The 15,803-nt window shown below is 53.7% G+C and carries 12 protein-coding genes, 1 other RNA gene and 2 pseudogenes; 12 read left to right on the top strand and 3 right to left on the bottom strand.

Going from position 1 to position 15,803, the window contains the following annotated elements; all coding sequences use genetic code 11:
• Positions 1 to 73: 73 nt before the first annotated feature.
• Positions 74 to 865: an SDR family NAD(P)-dependent oxidoreductase gene (locus JCM25354_RS00290; protein ID WP_025884525.1), complete on the bottom strand. Its 792-nt coding sequence runs from the start codon at positions 863 to 865 to the stop codon at positions 74 to 76.
• Between the two features lie 398 nt (positions 866 to 1,263).
• On the opposite strand from JCM25354_RS00290, the gene JCM25354_RS00285 reads away from it, so the two are divergent.
• The 8 genes from JCM25354_RS00285 to JCM25354_RS00250 all read left to right on the top strand — a co-directional run bounded on the left by JCM25354_RS00285 (position 1,264) and on the right by JCM25354_RS00250 (position 8,650).
• On the top strand, positions 1,264 to 1,533 hold the full coding sequence (locus JCM25354_RS00285; RefSeq protein ID WP_025884524.1) for a putative hemolysin: 270 nt from the start codon (positions 1,264 to 1,266) through the stop codon (positions 1,531 to 1,533).
• 252 nt (positions 1,534 to 1,785) lie between these two features.
• Positions 1,786 to 2,490: an HAD family hydrolase gene (locus JCM25354_RS00280; RefSeq protein ID WP_025884523.1), complete on the top strand. Its 705-nt coding sequence runs from the start codon at positions 1,786 to 1,788 to the stop codon at positions 2,488 to 2,490.
• A 530-nt stretch (positions 2,491 to 3,020) separates the two neighbouring features.
• Positions 3,021 to 4,358: an MFS transporter gene (gene tcuC / locus JCM25354_RS00270; RefSeq protein ID WP_084294576.1), complete on the top strand. Its 1,338-nt coding sequence runs from the start codon at positions 3,021 to 3,023 to the stop codon at positions 4,356 to 4,358.
• Positions 4,355 to 5,905: a porin gene (locus JCM25354_RS00265; RefSeq protein ID WP_025884520.1), complete on the top strand. Its 1,551-nt coding sequence runs from the start codon at positions 4,355 to 4,357 to the stop codon at positions 5,903 to 5,905. Before tcuC ends, JCM25354_RS00265 begins: the two co-directional genes overlap by 4 nt.
• Complete coding sequence (locus JCM25354_RS20460) at positions 5,902 to 6,141, top strand: porin (RefSeq protein ID WP_159103419.1); 240 nt, start codon at positions 5,902 to 5,904, stop codon at positions 6,139 to 6,141. Before JCM25354_RS00265 ends, JCM25354_RS20460 begins: the two co-directional genes overlap by 4 nt.
• Positions 6,142 to 7,092: 951 nt before the next feature.
• On the top strand, positions 7,093 to 7,833 hold the full coding sequence (locus JCM25354_RS00260; protein WP_035446558.1) for an HAD family hydrolase: 741 nt from the start codon (positions 7,093 to 7,095) through the stop codon (positions 7,831 to 7,833).
• A gap of 128 nt (positions 7,834 to 7,961) precedes the next feature.
• On the top strand, positions 7,962 to 8,174 hold the full coding sequence (locus tag JCM25354_RS00255; protein ID WP_025884518.1) for a hypervirulence associated TUDOR domain-containing protein: 213 nt from the start codon (positions 7,962 to 7,964) through the stop codon (positions 8,172 to 8,174).
• A gap of 59 nt (positions 8,175 to 8,233) precedes the next feature.
• Positions 8,234 to 8,650 carry a DUF3465 domain-containing protein gene (locus JCM25354_RS00250; protein ID WP_148301339.1) on the top strand — a complete coding sequence of 139 codons (417 nt, stop codon included), beginning with the start codon at positions 8,234 to 8,236 and terminating at the stop codon, positions 8,648 to 8,650.
• Positions 8,651 to 8,703: 53 nt separating this feature from the next.
• Here the strand turns inward: JCM25354_RS00250 and clpA are convergent.
• Positions 8,704 to 11,039, bottom strand: a pseudogene (gene clpA / locus JCM25354_RS15495) (ATP-dependent Clp protease ATP-binding subunit ClpA).
• A 121-nt stretch (positions 11,040 to 11,160) separates the two neighbouring features.
• Positions 11,161 to 11,577: an ATP-dependent Clp protease adapter ClpS gene (clpS, locus tag JCM25354_RS15490; protein WP_025884516.1), complete on the bottom strand. Its 417-nt coding sequence runs from the start codon at positions 11,575 to 11,577 to the stop codon at positions 11,161 to 11,163.
• A 238-nt stretch (positions 11,578 to 11,815) separates the two neighbouring features.
• Between clpS and JCM25354_RS00235 the strand changes: the two genes are divergently transcribed.
• The 4 genes and pseudogenes from JCM25354_RS00235 (at position 11,816) to ffs (ending at position 15,797) form a co-directional block, all read left to right on the top strand.
• Positions 11,816 to 12,886, top strand: a complete 1,071-nt coding sequence (locus JCM25354_RS00235) for a D-alanyl-D-alanine carboxypeptidase family protein (protein ID WP_408734970.1) — start codon at positions 11,816 to 11,818, stop codon at positions 12,884 to 12,886.
• A 121-nt stretch (positions 12,887 to 13,007) separates the two neighbouring features.
• Entirely contained in the window at positions 13,008 to 13,826 is an 819-nt protein-coding gene (gene map / locus JCM25354_RS00230; protein WP_025884514.1) for a type I methionyl aminopeptidase, read from the top strand.
• A 92-nt stretch (positions 13,827 to 13,918) separates the two neighbouring features.
• Positions 13,919 to 15,642 (top strand): annotated as a pseudogene (gene ggt, locus JCM25354_RS15485) (gamma-glutamyltransferase).
• Positions 15,643 to 15,700: 58 nt separating this feature from the next.
• Positions 15,701 to 15,797: signal recognition particle sRNA small type (gene ffs / locus JCM25354_RS20455), an RNA gene on the top strand.
• Positions 15,798 to 15,803 lie beyond the last annotated feature (6 nt).

Here is a 15,803-nt window from a genome sequence, read left to right as displayed (position 1 = left end):
TGTCGCCCCGCGAATGGGGGGCGACTGACTACGCATTAACTGGTCAGAAAGCTCTGGGTCGCATCACACCGAGTTAAAGCGTCTTGAGCATGCCGCCATCAACAAAATACGACGAGCCCACGCTGTAGGAGGCTTTGTCGGAGCACAGGAAAACGAAGAAATTGGCCAGTTCTTCCGGCGAGCCGAACCGCTTGATCGTAGCATGCTCATCTGCCACCGATTGCAGATAGCCTTCCCAGTCTCCGCCGCTCTCGCTGGTAAGCTGTTTGGCGGTTTTTACCCAGTCCGGTGTCAGGATCAGCCCGGGATTGACGCAGTTGACGCGGATATTGTCCTTGATCACTTCTGTTGCCAGCGTTTTGGAGAACATCATCAGCGCAGCCTTGGTGACGTTATAGATCGGCTCATACCACAGGGGCTGAACGGCGCAGATGGAGGCATTATGAATGATTGCGCCCCCACCGCGTTTCTTCATGCCGGGTACGAGACCGCGTGCCAGACGCACGGCTGCCATGACATGCAGTTCCCAGTAGAACTGCCATTTGTCATCGGGGGCTTCCATGATCGTTTCGTTCGAGCCGGTACCTGCATTGTTGATAAGGATATCAGCACCACCGAAAGCTTCTTCGATCTGACGAATGACACTATCGACCCCCTCTGCCGTTGCGACATCGGCAGAGACTGGCAGACAGCGCACACCATGGGTTTCTGCGAGCTTGTGCGCTGCTGTCGCAAGGCGCTCCTTGTCGCGGGCCACCATGACGATATGAGCTCCTTCACGCGCCAGCCCTTCGGCTACCGCAAGGCCAATTCCGACACTGCCGCCTGTAACAACGGCGACCTTGTTTTTCAGGCCCATATCCATTTGATCGCTTCCTCATGTAAAAAGCACAGCCCATTATGGGCAGCTTGAAAGAAATGACTGAACGGGGATATCGGGTCGAGTAAAAGGGGGGAGGTCGAACACGATGCGGTGTTCTTGAACACGCTCAGGTGAGGCAGAAAGATTTTGTCTCAGACAACTCCGGCATCAACAGTTTCGTACTGGGCCAGAGAATAGCATCAGGAATCCCGGCAAGTTTCGATGCGGTCAATGTGACAAGCTCGACCCCGATGAGCCGGTTTGCCATTTGCTCTATTATAAGAAGAACGTGCTGTAAAAGCTTGTTTCGATTAGTGGTGTGGGGGCATCAAGATTTCCTTCACTCGCTTTTTTTTCTCAGATGGTCCACCAACAAGGTGACAGAATAAAAGGATAGACCCATGAATCTGGCCCCCAGACGGCCTTTTCCAGCGTTTTTGCTCCTGCTTGTTACAGCGAGCGGACTGACTGGCTGTGGCAGCAAATCCGGGCAGGAAAAGGCTCTAATGCTTGCCAATCCGGCATCGGTTTACTGCAAGGAACAGGGTGGGCAATTGGAAATCAGAAAAGAAAAGGGAGGTGAGGTCGGGTATTGTCATCTCGCTTATGGGCGGATTGTAGAGGAATGGGTTCTGTATCGAGCTGCCCATCATCAGACTGCTCCCAGATAAATGCGCTCTGCGTGGTGCTGTGAAGTCAGGTAATCAGCGTTTGGGCGGGTATGGTGCCGAGGATGTGAAGAGAGCTGGTGAACAGCCGCGTGTGATAATCGTTAGAGAGAGGGAAGCAGACGCTTTCATGCTATGAGCGCCTCCGCTCCGGGTTCTCTGGTGCCGGGGTGTATGCCGGTAAATATCTCCCTGAGAGGGATATGGTTGACCAAGGTGTTCTGGCAGCTTCTCCAGACATAACGAGATGAATTTATGCCCGCCCACAGCCTGCCCGGCCATCTGGTCTCAAGTCCACAACTTTCAGTTCGTGGTGTTATTTTTGATATGGATGGCCTGCTCCTCAATAGTGGTGCCCTGGCAATAGAAGCTCAAATGCGCGCAGGGCGTGATCTGGGTCACAATCTGTCCCGGTCATTCTGCGTACATATGATTGGCCTTGTTGAGGGTCGCTATGCGTCTAAAATGCGGGAAACTTTCGGCGAGGATTTTCCAGCCGAAGAGTTGTTTGCCTTGCAGGCGCAGTACATGAAGTATTACCTTGAAGAAGGTCGGCTAAGAATAAAGCAGGGTGTCCTCCCTCTGCTCGACCTTCTGGATACGAGACATATTCCCAGAGCGATCGTAACTTCGTCAGGGTGGGAAGAAGCTAGAAATCAGCTTCGTCATGTTTCCCTCATTGAGCGTTTCGATGCAATTGTCACTCGTGAGGATGTTGTCCATGGAACGCCTGATGCAGAGACCTACCTCGTCGCGTCATCGCGGATTGGCGTAGTACCAGAACTCTGTCTTGTTCTCGAGGACTCGACGAGTGGCGCAAGCTCAGCTCTTGCAGCCGGAATGAGAGTTATAGTTGTGCCGGATCTGACCGAACTAACGCCGGAGGTCAGGGAAGAGGCGCTTGCCATTGTGAGTGACCTTACTGTTGTCCAGGATTATGTGGCTCGTTACGGGCGCTAGCGTAAATCGGCAGAGCCGACCTACAGGCAGTTGAGGCGATAGAAAAAACCCGAGCTATGAGCCTATGGCCGTGTCATATCGGCCGTTTGATCATGGTTTGCTGGCTTCATGGGAGTTTCATGCTGAAACTCGCAGACGTGCTGCTTGACTCAACAATAATAATAGTGCCCGAAAATATCGTTACCCTTGTCGTGACAGGACGGCAGATGTTGCCACTTTACATCTGGATGGCGGTTCAGATTATTTCGTTAATGAGTTAACGATTATCTGCGGTGGGTGGATAGGAATGCCCCGTTAGAGTAAATAGAAACGCTTTGATAAAAATGTCTGATGTATTGATCATGTTAACTAATTTATCCAGCTCTACCTATAAATGGGATAATCCAGTCAATTTCGTACATCTACTGTGCAATTTTTTTCATCAACAATAGCTCTTGATTTCGTTACATCACCATTTTGTTTGTATCTATGGCTAAAAATATATGCAGAAAATGAGCGTCCTTATCCTGTGATAAGTAGGGGATAGCGACATGAGAACCGTAGACGCGACAGATTGTGAGGTCGAAACTCAGGATGCCGTGACCTTGGGGCAGAAGTCGCCCGTAACAAGATTTGAGCGCATGAAAGCAGTGGGTCAGGTCGCAAGCGGTAACATGCTTGAGATGTACGATTTCATGATATTTGGCTATTACGCCGCAGCTATAGGTACTGCTTTTTTTCCTTCCGAAGACAAGCACGCAGAACTTTTACTTTCTTTCACGACATTTGGCGCAGGGTTTCTAATGCGGCCCCTCGGGGCGCTTGTACTGGGAGCCTATGTCGATCGTATCGGGCGACGTAAGGGTCTGATATTGACGCTTGCCCTCATGTCAATTGGCACAGCAACTCTGGCATTGACACCAGGGTATGCGAGTATCGGGTTACTGGCGCCTTTCTTCGTACTGTGTGGCCGGCTTCTGCAGGGTTTTTCCGCAGGGGTAGAACTGGGTTCAACCTCTGTCTATCTATCTGAAATTGCTACAGAAAGAACGAAAGGCTTCATTGTGGCCTTTCAGTCTGCATCGCAGCAGGTTGCCGTTATCGGCGCAGCATTGCTCGGTGTTGTATTGACAACTTACCTTGATCATCAGGCCATGGCCGCGTGGGGGTGGCGCATTCCTCTCATTCTGGGATGCCTTATTGTGCCCGTCCTGTTTTTCCTGAGACGCAACCTGCAGGAAACCCAAAGCTTTCGTGAAACACATGCGCCGCCGAAGTTTCGTGAAGTCGTGCATATGCTTTGCAAGGAGTGGAAGATCGTCGGTACGGGGATTTTGACCGTTATGATGACCACAACATCGTTTTATGTGATTACGGCCTATACTCCTTCTTTCGGAACGCGTGTTCTCCATCTGACAAATCGCGAAAGTCTTGCCGTCACACTCTGTGTCGGACTGACCAATCTCGTTTTGCTTCCTTGCTTTGGTGCATTGTCGGATCGGGTTGGTCGACGCAAGCTGCTTATCTCAGCGACGCTCCTTGCCCTTGCTTCTGCATGGCCGATGATGAACTGGCTTGTTTCGGCACCGAGTTTCGGTCGCCTTCTGCTCGTCGAGATGGTTCTTGCTGTTCTTTACAGCGCATATAATGGTGCTGCAGTTGTCTGGCTGACTGAAATCGTCCCGCCGCGTATTCGCACAACGGGCTTCTCATTCGCCTATAGCCTTGCAACCTGCATCGGTGGTTTTACCCCGATGATCTGCACCTGGCTTATTCATGCAACGGGTGATCGATCCATACCCGGGGCCTGGCTTTCGCTCGCGGCCCTGTGCGGGCTGGTAGCAGCGCTGATTGCCCGTCCTTACAAACAGGAGGCAGGACAATCATGAGTTCTGTTTCTGCTCCGGTTAATGATTATCCAAAGTCCGTCGTATCAGGGCGTCGGGCTCTGGCCCCCGTAATTCTCGTGACATTTCTGGGATCACAGGCCGAAGCCTCTGTCAGGAAGAACGAAATCGACATGCAGGCTCTGGCCTCTCTCGTCAAAGCCCAGGCGCAGCAGATCCACGATCTGCAGGCAAGACTTGCAGTTCTCGAAGGTCATAAACCGGCTATACGTAAAACGCATGGGGTACGTGGAGCCCAGGCCGTTCCGCCAGCTGCAGCGATCGCGGTCAGTCAGAAGACGGATACGGCACTGGCTGACCAGACATCGCAAAAAGCGCTTTCGCCGACAGTAAAGTCAAGCAAAGAGGTATCGTCCTCGACGGCCCGCTCACAGTCACCTACGTTGCAGATTGCCTCATCCGACTTTGCGACCGTACCTTTGTCGTCCGCTCCTCCCGGAAAGGGCGGAAGTATAGGACAGGGCGGTACACGCTATCCGGAGCAGGCTGCGGCTCCTGGATCCTGGGGGGCGGTATCTGCGATTCCGCTCAACTCTTCGCCGGTCATGGGGGTGGATTCGTCCATTCCTTATGCGGGGCGAACGACGCATGTCGGTGGGCTTGTCCTGAAATGGGGTAAAGGACTTCCGGAATTTACAACGCCAGACAAGCAGTACGCCTTCAGAATTCGTGGTCGGATTCTGTTTGATTACGGATCGGCATTTGGATCGAAATTTCACGATCAGAATGTCTCCAGAACAAGTCTGCGCGCTGTCAGGCTGGGTGTTGAAGGCCGTGCAAGGCAGCTGTCCTGGGTATTTGAAGGAGATTACTCGAACAACCGGGTCTCGGTGATGAGTGCTTATGCTACGTGGAGTGACCGTATGGCAAAACATCTGGTAGAATATACGCTCGGTAACAAGTTTAATGATCGCGGGTTCGACGGCTCTACCGGTTCGGCCGAAACTGTATTTCTGGATCGCGATCTGGTCGCTACATCCATCCTGCCGGTCAGGGGGTGGTACGGGCTCGGAGCAACATTCAAAATCTATGGCGAAGGCTGGCATATTGCCACGCAGATAACGGGTAACAATGTCAACTCCACTAACATATCAAACAATCTGCGTGATGATCTGACGTATTCCTTTCGCGCGCATTGGATCCCCTGGAGAAACAAGGATGCACTAGTGCATCTGGGAGTCTGGGGATTTTATGAGGATGTCAAGCCGGGCGCTAATTTCTCCCAGAATATACGTATGCTCGCGCGCACCAATGATGCCTTTTCAGCGCGAATCAATACGTTGCCTATCGCAAATTCCATGGCTGGCGGATTGGAAGCTTTCGGCATCTGGAAGACAGCATGGGTGCTTGGCGAGTATGGGATACGCGATATCAAGTTCAGGCACACCTACGGTGCTATGGATTTTGATCATCGCCAAGGCACCGTTCAAGCCGCCAGCGTGCAGACTGGTATTTTTCTAACAGGCGAAACACCCAACTATTACGCTCTTACGGGTCAATGGGCTTCCCCTCGTGTACTCGACCTGTGACCCATGGAGGAATTGGCGCTTGGGAAATCGCCGGTCGAGCAGACTGGCTGGATGGATGGAAAATGCAAGGCGGCACGAGAGGGTGGTCGCTTACTGCAGGGGTGAACTGGTGGTTGATTGATTACATGCGATTGATGCTCAACTATACCCATGCTCATGTCGATAACAAAAAGGGTCCCTATATTGGCCCGACGGGAGGGAATATTGTAGGGCTTAGAGCAGGTATTACATTTTGATATGACTTACGTCAGCGTTTATGGACGGAGCTGGCCTTCCAGGAACTCAGGACGACAGAACGGAAGTCCAGATGTGAGCGTGTGGTCTCATCAAATCAGATTGTGACATGTGGTCAGTCCATGATTTTGTTGAACATGCGCTCGAAGTGCTTTTTTAAATCTGTAAGCGTATCGGCCATGGTTGTCGCAGTTTTGTTTGTCTTGTTGGGATAGGGTTACCGGGCGAGCCTCGGTGCAAGGAAGGTCAGCACGAGTATGCTCGACATCGAAGAACAAAGATCAGCTTGAAGTGAAAGAAAGGTGGGTTTCGGTAATTCCCGTCAGCCTGTTCCTTTGACGAGCTTCTGAATGCCGGCACCTGATCAATACTCGGACCAGATATGTTGCTGCTTTGTCTTTCTCGTTCATGATGGAGATGCTTGCGAGATGATGGTACTTCGTGAGGCTGGCAGGTCTCTCCAAATCATGCCTGGTAGTTTTAGAGATATTCTGGAGATAGCCACAAGAATTACATCTTCACTGAACTGCAGCGATCTACAAACGCTCTATGGCTCATGTGGTGTGACGACGAAGCTCTGGCTGACAGGAGCTCTGATAGCTGAATGATCATTGTTCCTGATTTTTTCAGGTTTGGAAGTATATATCAGGAATTATAGATAATATGATATGTATATTTTCTATTATACATGTCATATCTGAATGTCGCGTAAATATCTTTCTATGAAATAATTTCCTCTCATATTATTGTTTTTTAATAATATTGTCATATTTATCGATGATGAGAGGGTGTTTCCTTCTTGCGTAGCACGTTGAGCGTCATTGGGTATTTTTTCCTTGAATTATTATTTTCAATGACTATGTTTGCGTCATACACACGATTTCGTGATTGCCCCAACCCTGAATGCGGGTGTGTCGAGCGACGCATACGCATGCACCGAAAAGGACAATGCCATGACCGTAGCCTCTGCCCACGCCACTGAAATTCCCGCTGCCATTCGTGAAGACGGTTCACTGAAACTCGTCATTTTCGATTGTGATGGCGTGCTCGTTGATGGTGAACATCTCTCCACGGCAAAAATGGCTGAAGAAGCCCGTCATCACGGCTGGGATCTCTCGAATGAAGAAGCCCACAAGATTTTTACGGGTGGTGAACTGGTCAAGATCGGTGAACGCATCGGTCGTGAGACCGGCAAGGAAATGCCCGCAGACTGGGACATGATGATGCAGGATCGCATCGTCAAAATGATGGAAACCGAAGCAGAGACGATCGACGGTGCTCATGAAATGCTGCAGAGCGTTCATGATCTTGGTTTGCCGATCCGTATTGGTTCGAATTCCTCAGGTGCGGAGATGGAAGCTAAATTTTCCAGTACCGGTCTGGATGAGCTGCTTGAAGAAGAACGCATTCACTCGGGTCGTGATCTCGAAATGCCCAAGCCGCGCCCGGACCTCTATCTCCATGCAGCCGAACTTGAGGGTGTTGGTCCCGAGAACTGTATTGTGCTGGAAGACTCCGATACCGGTGCAGAAGCGGCCCGTCGTGCCGGTATGGCCTGTGTTCTCCTGCGTGATCTCGACAAGCCTGCACCAAGCTGGCCGGGTTTGCTGCGTATTGGCCACCTCTCGGAGTTCCCGGAAATCCTCAAGCAGATTCTTGAGGCGCAGACGAGCCATAAGTCCATCGCGGCTTGAATTGCGAACTCATTATGCAAAAAAGGGCCGCTCGCGCAGAGCGGCTTTTTTTATGGGTCAAGCTGGGCTGGTTGGAAACATGGGGGCTGCTCAACGCGTTCGTGCCTTGGACAGCAAGGACAGGACTCATGTCGGTGAAAGACTTCAAAAAAGGTGATGATGTTACCTGGAAGACCAGCAACGGGGAGACGGAAGGCCACGTGCTTAAAACGGTGACCAAGCCCATGAAGATCAAGAAGAATGAGATCAAGGCGTCAAAGGACGACCCCAAGATTCTTGTCGAGAGTAACAAAACGGGCGCTAAAGCGGCACATAAGCCGGAGACATTGCACAAGAAATGAATATTTCCCCTTACGCAGTTCGCAATGGGCGCGCGCTTCTGGTCGCAGGGTGTCTGGTTATGCTGACGCTTGGCGCGGCGCAGGCACAGATTGCACCTGTGCAATGCGACAACCAGAAATTCCTCTCTGATCAGGCGGGATTTTTTCAAACCGGGCCGACACGCGTTGACCTCCCCGAGCATGTCTGTGGTGAGGTGATTTCTGTAACAGAGAGATCTCGCCGCACACGTAGCGGGGTGCATGGGTACTTTATCATGCAGGTGGCGCCTGGTCGTCAGATACGCATCGTTTCCGATCTTGACCGCATGCAGGCGCCGGACTGGCCCTGGGTCAAAACAGGCGATGCGGTAGACGTTGTCGGGCGTTATTATTTCGACTCTGCCCGCAGTCAGGGCATTGACTGGACTCATCATGGCACAGGGCGGCACTGGGCCAGCCCCGGCTATGTTCAGGTCAACGGAAAACGATACGAATAAAAAAAGCGGTGGGTCTCCCCACCGCTTTTTTGCTGGGATCCAGAAAGCAGATCCTAGTTATTGCTGGTTGCTTCCGATCGTTCATCGGAATCTTCCTCACCTGTCTTGCTTGCTGCAGGCGTGGCTTCAAGGAATTCGAAACTGAGCGCGTTGTCCTTCAGCCCAATCCGTACGGCCCCGCCATTAACCAGAGCACCGAAGAGTAATTCTTCTGCGAGTGGTTTCTTGATGTTGTCCTGAATGACGCGTCCAAGCGGTCTGGCGCCATAATGGCGATCATAGCCTCGTTCAGCCAGCCATTCCTTGGCAGCAGAAGTGATTTCGATTGTCACATGACGGTCAGCCAGCTGGGCCTCAAGCTGCAGAACAAACTTTTCCACCACACGCCCGACAGTTTCCGGAGTGAGGTTGGCAAACGGAATAATCGCATCCAGACGATTGCGGAACTCGGGGGTGAACAGCCGCTTGATCGCGTCTTCATCCTCGCCCACGCGATCGGTACGTCCAAAACCTAGAGCTTCCTTGCTCAGATCTGCAGCGCCTGCGTTGGTTGTCATGATCAGGATGGCATTGCGGAAATCGATCGTCTTGCCGTTGTGATCGGTCAGACGGCCATGATCCATGACCTGCAGCAGGATATTGTAGAGTTCCGGATGCGCTTTCTCAATTTCATCGAGCAGGAGTACGGCGTGGGGATGCTGGTCGATTGCATCGGTCAGCAGGCCGCCCTGATCGAAACCAACATAGCCCGGCGGGCCCCGATCAGCCGTGATATGGAGTGGCGCTCCATATATTCTGACATGTCGAAGCGGATCAGTTCGATACCGAGTGAGGCAGAGAGTTGTTTGGCGACTTCTGTCTTGCCGACGCCAGTTGGGCCCGAAAACAGATAATTACCAATCGGTTTCTCGGGGTCACGCAGCCCGGCGCGTGCCAGCTTGATGGCCGAGGTAAGGGCCTCAATGGCGCGATCCTGACCGAAGACCATGTTTTTAAGATCACGTGACAGCAGACGCAGAGTCTCACGGTCATCGGTTGAGACCGATTTGGGCGGGATGCGCGCGATCTTGGCCACGATTTCCTCAATATCCTTGAGCGTGACCGTCTTGCGTCGTTTGCTTTCGGGGAGGAGCATGCGCGATGCGCCGGCTTCGTCAATGATATCGATCGCCTTGTCCGGCAGTTTGCGATCATGCATGTATTTTGCCGAAAGCTCGACCGCTGCCTTGAGAGCATCGTCAGTATAACGGACTTTATGGTGACGCTCGTAGTTACCTTTCAATCCACGAAGGATCTTGATGGTATCGCTGATCGAGGGCTCCGGCACATCGATTTTCTGGAAGCGACGCACTAGGGCGCGATCCTTTTCGAAATGCTGGCGATATTCCTTGTAAGTGGTCGACCCGATGCAACGCAGTGTACCGGCGGCAAGGGCGGGCTTGAGCAGGTTGGAGGCATCCATCGCCCCGCCCGAAGTTGCGCCCGCGCCAATAACGGTATGGATCTCGTCAATGAATAGAATGCCACCCGGCGTCTGGTCCAGCTCAGTGACCACAGCCTTGAGACGCTCCTCAAAATCACCGCGATAGCGTGTTCCGGCCAGCAGCGCGCCCATGTCGAGCGAGAAGATGGTTGCGTCAAGCAGGACTTCAGGTACATCGCCTTCAACGATACGCTTGGCCAGGCCTTCGGCAATCGCCGTCTTGCCCACGCCGGGATCGCCCACATAAAGCGGATTGTTTTTCGTGCGACGGCACAGGATCTGGATGGTCCGCTCGACTTCGCTGTCACGTCCGATCAGCGGGTCGATCTTGCCGTCTTCAGCGCGCTTGTTAAGGTCGACGCAATAGGCGGCCAGAGCTTCCTGCGGCTTGGCGGCCTTGCCCTGTTTCTCTTCGCGTTCGCCTTCTTCCTTGTCACGTGATCCGCTGGGCGCGCGACGGCTCGATTTGTCGGGAGCCTTTGCAATGCCATGGGAAATGAAATTGACAGCATCAAGGCGGGTCATGTCCTGCAACTGCAGGAAGTAGACGGCATGACTTTCACGTTCGGCAAAAAGCGCGACCAATACGTTGGCGCCTGTTACCTCATCACGACCGGTCGATTGCACGTGAATGGCGGCGCGCTGGATAACACGCTGGAAAGCGGCTGTTGGTTTGGGCTCGGTAGGGCGGTCAGAAGCGAGTCCTGCGAGGTCCTTGTCAAGAAACTCGGTGAGATCGGCGCGGAGTTTTTCAAGATCAATGCCGCAGGCCCGGAATACAGTCACCGAGTCGGTATCTTCAGTCAGGGCAAGAAGCAGATGTTCGAGGGTCGCGTATTCGTGTCGCCGCTCTCCGGCGAGGGTGAGGGCGCGATGGAGCGTCTGTTCGAGCATACGAGACAACATGGGGGCGCTCCTTTGGGTCAAGCGTGACGGGCCAACGAGACTGGATGTAAGCTGTTTCTGGTTTAGAAAAAGGGTACTTTCCGGGCGATTTTGCGGGGCCTGTAACCGGCAGGCAGCCGGCTCAGGCCTTTTCAATCATACATTGTAGCGGGTGCTGGTTCTGCCGCGCGAGATCCATCACCTGCGTTACCTTGCTTTCTGCTACTTCGAAAGTGAAGACGCCACAGACGCCAACGCCCTTTTTGTGAACATTCAGCATAATGTTTGTCGCTTCTTCCCGCGATTTGGAGAAAAAACGCTCCAATACATGTACGACAAACTCCATAGGCGTGTAATCGTCATTCAGCATCAGGACCTTGTACATCGCCGGACGTCGTGTTTCAGGGCGGGCCTGGATAGCAACGCTGATGTGTGATTCGTCGCCGTTTCCATTCTTCTCGGGGGGGGTGTCGGGTGCCGAGGCGCGAGGGAGCGCATGGGTGCCGGAAGGAAGGCCGGACGTTCTGGATGTCTCGAGGGTCGTCGCGCGATGGTGCATGGTCATGAGCATATGGGATGAAATAGATGATCGCAAAGATCTAACATGGGACAAACCTGCAAAAACCGCTTGCAGGGAGCTTTTACCTTAATTTCCCCGCATTTGACGCAGATGATCATGGACTACAGGAAAGGCGTCTGTCTATGATGGGAAAACCGCCAGTCAACCGGGGGCACGAGTGACCTACAGCATGCAGTCCGCAAGAGAGAACAGCCTCCCTGGGGCAGAAAAAGCGGTTATGCACCGTAAGCTGAGGGTTTTTACGCGCGCTGCATTGGGCGTCTGTCTGGGTGCAAGCGTGATCGGGATGCCAAAAATAGCCCGTGCCCAGTATGCAGGTCATGTCAGCTCCTACGTTGTGGATGTGAACAGCGGTGCAGTATTGTCGCAAGTCGATCCCGATCTTCAGCGTTACCCGGCATCCCTGACCAAGCTGATGACCCTCTACATGGCGTTCCGTGCTCTGCGGGCTGGTGAAATCACAACCGATACAACTGTGCCGGTATCGATTCATGCCGCAACACAGGCGCCCTCGAAACTTGGTCTTGTGCCTGGAACCCGTTTTGTGGTTCAGCAGGCCATTCTGGGTCTGGTAACAAAATCGGCCAATGACGCTGCCTGCGCACTGGGAGAGTTGCTGGGTGGCGGTGATGAAGTGCGTTTTGCCAATATGATGACCCAACAGGCCCGTGCGCTGGGGATGTCGAACACCACTTTCCGCAATGCCTCGGGTTTGCCTGATCCCGATCAGGTGACGACAGCCCGTGATCTCTCAATGCTGGCGCAGCATCTGGTTCAGGATTTTCCTGAATATTATCACTATTTCTCGACGCCTGTATTTTCCTTCCATGGTCGGATGATCCCCAATCACAACCCGATGCTCAAGACCTATGCCGGGGCTGATGGCATGAAGACGGGCTACACCGATCTGGCAGGCCACAATCTTATTACGTCGGCCCTGCGCAGTAACGTACGGTTGGTCGGTGTTGTTCTTGGTGCACGGTCCAATCCACAGCGTAATGCCATGATGGCGAGCATACTCGATCAGGGTTTTGCTTCGGAGGGTGTCGCCCCCATGGCGCCATTGCATCCGCCCACCGTCCTGGCGCGTAATACGCGTCGTCGTGGTCGTGCCGCAGGTGGGTCGAGCGCCGTATTCGAAGTGGCCGAGGCGCCAAATGGTCCACGTCGCTATCAGCCTCTGACTCATGCTGCCAGACATCATACGGTAGCAGCTGCCAATGTCCGTATGGCGACCTCACGCCATGTCGTCTCCACAAAGAAAAAGGCCCGTCATCAGAAGGGGTGAAGTCTGGGACTGTAAAAAAAACAGTCCTGACCTTGCCCCATACGTCTCTGGCGCGCATTTTCTCTGAACATTTTGCATGATCAGAGAATGTAGCAGGAGGCGGTAACAGTTTATGGACAGCATGAGCACGTATCACGGGGTACCTCTTCATACCGAGGAGGATTTCGTCGGTCTCAGAAAAGCGGGGCAGCTTGCTGCTGCAACCCTGGATATGATCACGCCTTATGTCGTACCCGGCGCGAAAACCGATGATCTGAATACCCTTATTCACGAGTTTACGCTTGATCATGGAGCGATCCCGGCGCCACTGAATTATCGTGGCTTTCCCAAGTCCTGCTGTATCTCGATCAATCATGTTGTCTGCCATGGCATACCCGGCGAGCGTTGTCTGAAAGATGGCGACATCGTCAATATCGATGTCACCTCGATCCTTGACGGGTGGTATGGTGATACCTCTCGCATGTATCTGGTAGGTAATGTGCCGCGCAAGGCAGTCAATCTGGTGGAGGCGACCTACAAGGCCCTGATGCTGGGTATTGCCGAAGTTGCTCCGGGCAAGACTCTGGGAGATGTGGGTCATGCCATCCAGAGTTTTGCCGAAGGGCATCGGCTCTCGATCGTGCGTGACTTCTGCGGCCATGGTATTGGCCGGGAATTTCATGCGGAACCTCAGGTCGTGCATTACGGCAAGCCAGGCAAGGGGCTCAGGCTTCAGGAAGGGATGGTATTTACCATTGAGCCCATGCTGAATCTCGGCAAGGAGGCTACCAAGACGCTTGAAGATGGCTGGACAGCGGTTACGCGTGACCGATCTCTTTCGGCTCAGTTCGAACATATGCTTGCCGTAACGCGGGATGGATACGAGATCTTTACGCTTTCCCCTGCGGGCTACACCAAACCCCCTTATATACTGCTGATTGACAAGGAACGATCCACGTGAAGCGTGTCTGCATCCGGACGGCAGCTCTGTCGCTCCTTTTTACTGGTATTTCTCTGCCGTGCCTTGCTCTCGCTACTCCTGCAACGGCTACGATGCCCTTTGATCCGCTCGCCTTCGGTACGGTCAATCCTGAATTGACGCCAGTCAGGCCGGTTGAAGGTAGTCGTGGAATGGTGGTGTCGGCACAGCATCTGGCTTCGGAAGCCGGTCGCCAGATTCTGGCGTCTGGCGGTAATGCTGCAGATGCTGCTGTCGCTGTTGGCTATGCTCTGGCGGTTGTTTATCCGGCAGCGGGTAATATTGGCGGTGGCGGGTTCATGACCCTGCGTCTGCCTGATGGCAAGACGACATTTATTGATTTCCGTGAGCGTGCCCCTGGGGCAGCAACCCCCACTATGTATCAGGATGGCCAGGGCAAGGTTGATCCAAAGGCTTCAATAGAGGGATGGCGTGCTGTCGGTATACCCGGGACCGTGGCCGGGCTTGAGGAAATCCATCGCCGCTGGGGCAAGCTGAGCCGCGCCAAGGTGATGGCTCCGGCGATTGCTCTGGCGGAAAAGGGGTTTGTGCTGGGGCAGGGGGACGCCGATCTGCTGCATACCAGTACCGAGGCCTTTCGGAAGGATTCCCATGCGCGCGCCATTTTCCTGCGTGCTGATGGTACCCCGCTTCAGAAGGGAGATCGTCTGGTTCAGAAGGTGCTTGCAAGGACTTTGCGCAGTATCGCGCAATCGGGTGCAGATATTTTTTACAAGGGTGCCATCGCGCAGCAAGTTGTGGCGGCCAGTGAGAAAAACGGCGGCATTCTGACCCTTGCCGATTTCGCTGCCTATCATCACGCGAATTCGCCCCGATTCACTGTCGCTATCGCGGGTATGATATTGATACCGCACCGCCTCCGAGCGGCGGCGGCGTCGCGCTGTGCGAGATGCTCGATATCCTCTCTGGCTATGACATGAAGGCGCTGGGCCTGCGCAGCGTTGCCGGTGTACAGCGTCAGGTCGAGGCCATGCGCCATGCCTATTCAGACCGGCGCGATCTGGGCGATCCCGATTTCGTGAAAAACCCGGTCGCCCATCTGATTGATCCGGCTTATGCTGCAGAAATCCGCAAGGGTATTCCGCTCGATCATGCGCTCAATTCCGACTCGCTGGTGGCCGGCGTAGCCCTGCCCATGGCGGCCCAGCCAGCAGCGAGCGACACCCGCGAGAAGCACGAGACGACACAGTTTTCCGTCGCCGATCGTTCGGGTTTTGCCATTTCGGCCACCTATACACTCAATGGCTGGTTCGGTGCCGGGGTGATCGGCGGGGATACCGGTTTCTTCCTCAATGATGAAATGGATGATTTCTCGGCAAAACCGGGCAGTGCCAATATGTTCGGCATCGTCGGTTCAGAGGCTAACGCCATTGCGCCAGGAAAGACGCCACTTTCCTCCATGGCTCCGACGATCATCTCCCATGATGGCAAACCTTTCATGGTGATTGGCAGTCCTGGCGGGTCACGCATTCCAACCATTATTCTGTCAGTGGTGCTGGGCGTGATTGATGGCGGTCTGGATATCCAGCAGGCTGTTGACCTGCCACGCATCCATGAACAGTGGAAGCCGGTGGCCATTGAACTGGAACCGCGTGCGCTTGGCCCCGATGTGATGCAGGCCCTGGAACGTGAAGGCTATACGCTCTCACCGCATCGTCCCTGGGGCGTTGCAGAGGGAATTCTTTTCGGGCGTCCTTCTGTTGATGCGCTCGAAACCGGGAAGCTCTATGGTGGCTGGGACCGTCGTCATGCTGATGGTGGTGCAAGCGGGTTGTAAAAAAAACCTGCATCTGCCTCTTGCGCAGAAGAGGCAGAATGGTGTTAACCCTGCACCGGGAGGTCGGCCTTGGACGGACGGCTTGCGAACCCGGTCAGGTCCGGAAGGAAGCAGCCGCAGTGAGTTTTGTTCGGGTCATGTGTTCGGCCTCCCACCCCCTG

It is taken from the genome of Asaia prunellae JCM 25354 (assembly GCF_000613885.1).
Taxonomy (GTDB): domain Bacteria; phylum Pseudomonadota; class Alphaproteobacteria; order Acetobacterales; family Acetobacteraceae; genus Asaia; species Asaia prunellae.
Note: the sequence above shows the minus strand (reverse complement) of the source record. Positions and strands in the feature narration are given on the sequence as shown.

Excerpts from the sequence above, each read along its gene's own strand:
- clpS (WP_025884516.1), bottom strand. The coding sequence starts at position 11,577 with ATGCACCATCGCGCGACGACCCTCGAGACATCCAGAACGTCCGGCCTT.
- JCM25354_RS00235 (WP_408734970.1), top strand. The coding sequence starts at position 11,816 with ATGCACCGTAAGCTGAGGGTTTTTACGCGCGCTGCATTGGGCGTCTGT.
- JCM25354_RS00285 (WP_025884524.1), top strand. The coding sequence starts at position 1,264 with ATGAATCTGGCCCCCAGACGGCCTTTTCCAGCGTTTTTGCTCCTGCTT.
- JCM25354_RS00290 (WP_025884525.1), bottom strand. The coding sequence starts at position 865 with ATGGATATGGGCCTGAAAAACAAGGTCGCCGTTGTTACAGGCGGCAGT.
- map (WP_025884514.1), top strand. The coding sequence starts at position 13,008 with ATGAGCACGTATCACGGGGTACCTCTTCATACCGAGGAGGATTTCGTC.
- JCM25354_RS00250 (WP_148301339.1), top strand. The coding sequence starts at position 8,234 with ATGCTGACGCTTGGCGCGGCGCAGGCACAGATTGCACCTGTGCAATGC.
- JCM25354_RS00280 (WP_025884523.1), top strand. The coding sequence starts at position 1,786 with ATGCCCGCCCACAGCCTGCCCGGCCATCTGGTCTCAAGTCCACAACTT.
- JCM25354_RS00260 (WP_035446558.1), top strand. The coding sequence starts at position 7,093 with ATGACCGTAGCCTCTGCCCACGCCACTGAAATTCCCGCTGCCATTCGT.
- JCM25354_RS00265 (WP_025884520.1), top strand. The coding sequence starts at position 4,355 with ATGAGTTCTGTTTCTGCTCCGGTTAATGATTATCCAAAGTCCGTCGTA.
- tcuC (WP_084294576.1), top strand. The coding sequence starts at position 3,021 with ATGAGAACCGTAGACGCGACAGATTGTGAGGTCGAAACTCAGGATGCC.
- JCM25354_RS00255 (WP_025884518.1), top strand. The coding sequence starts at position 7,962 with ATGTCGGTGAAAGACTTCAAAAAAGGTGATGATGTTACCTGGAAGACC.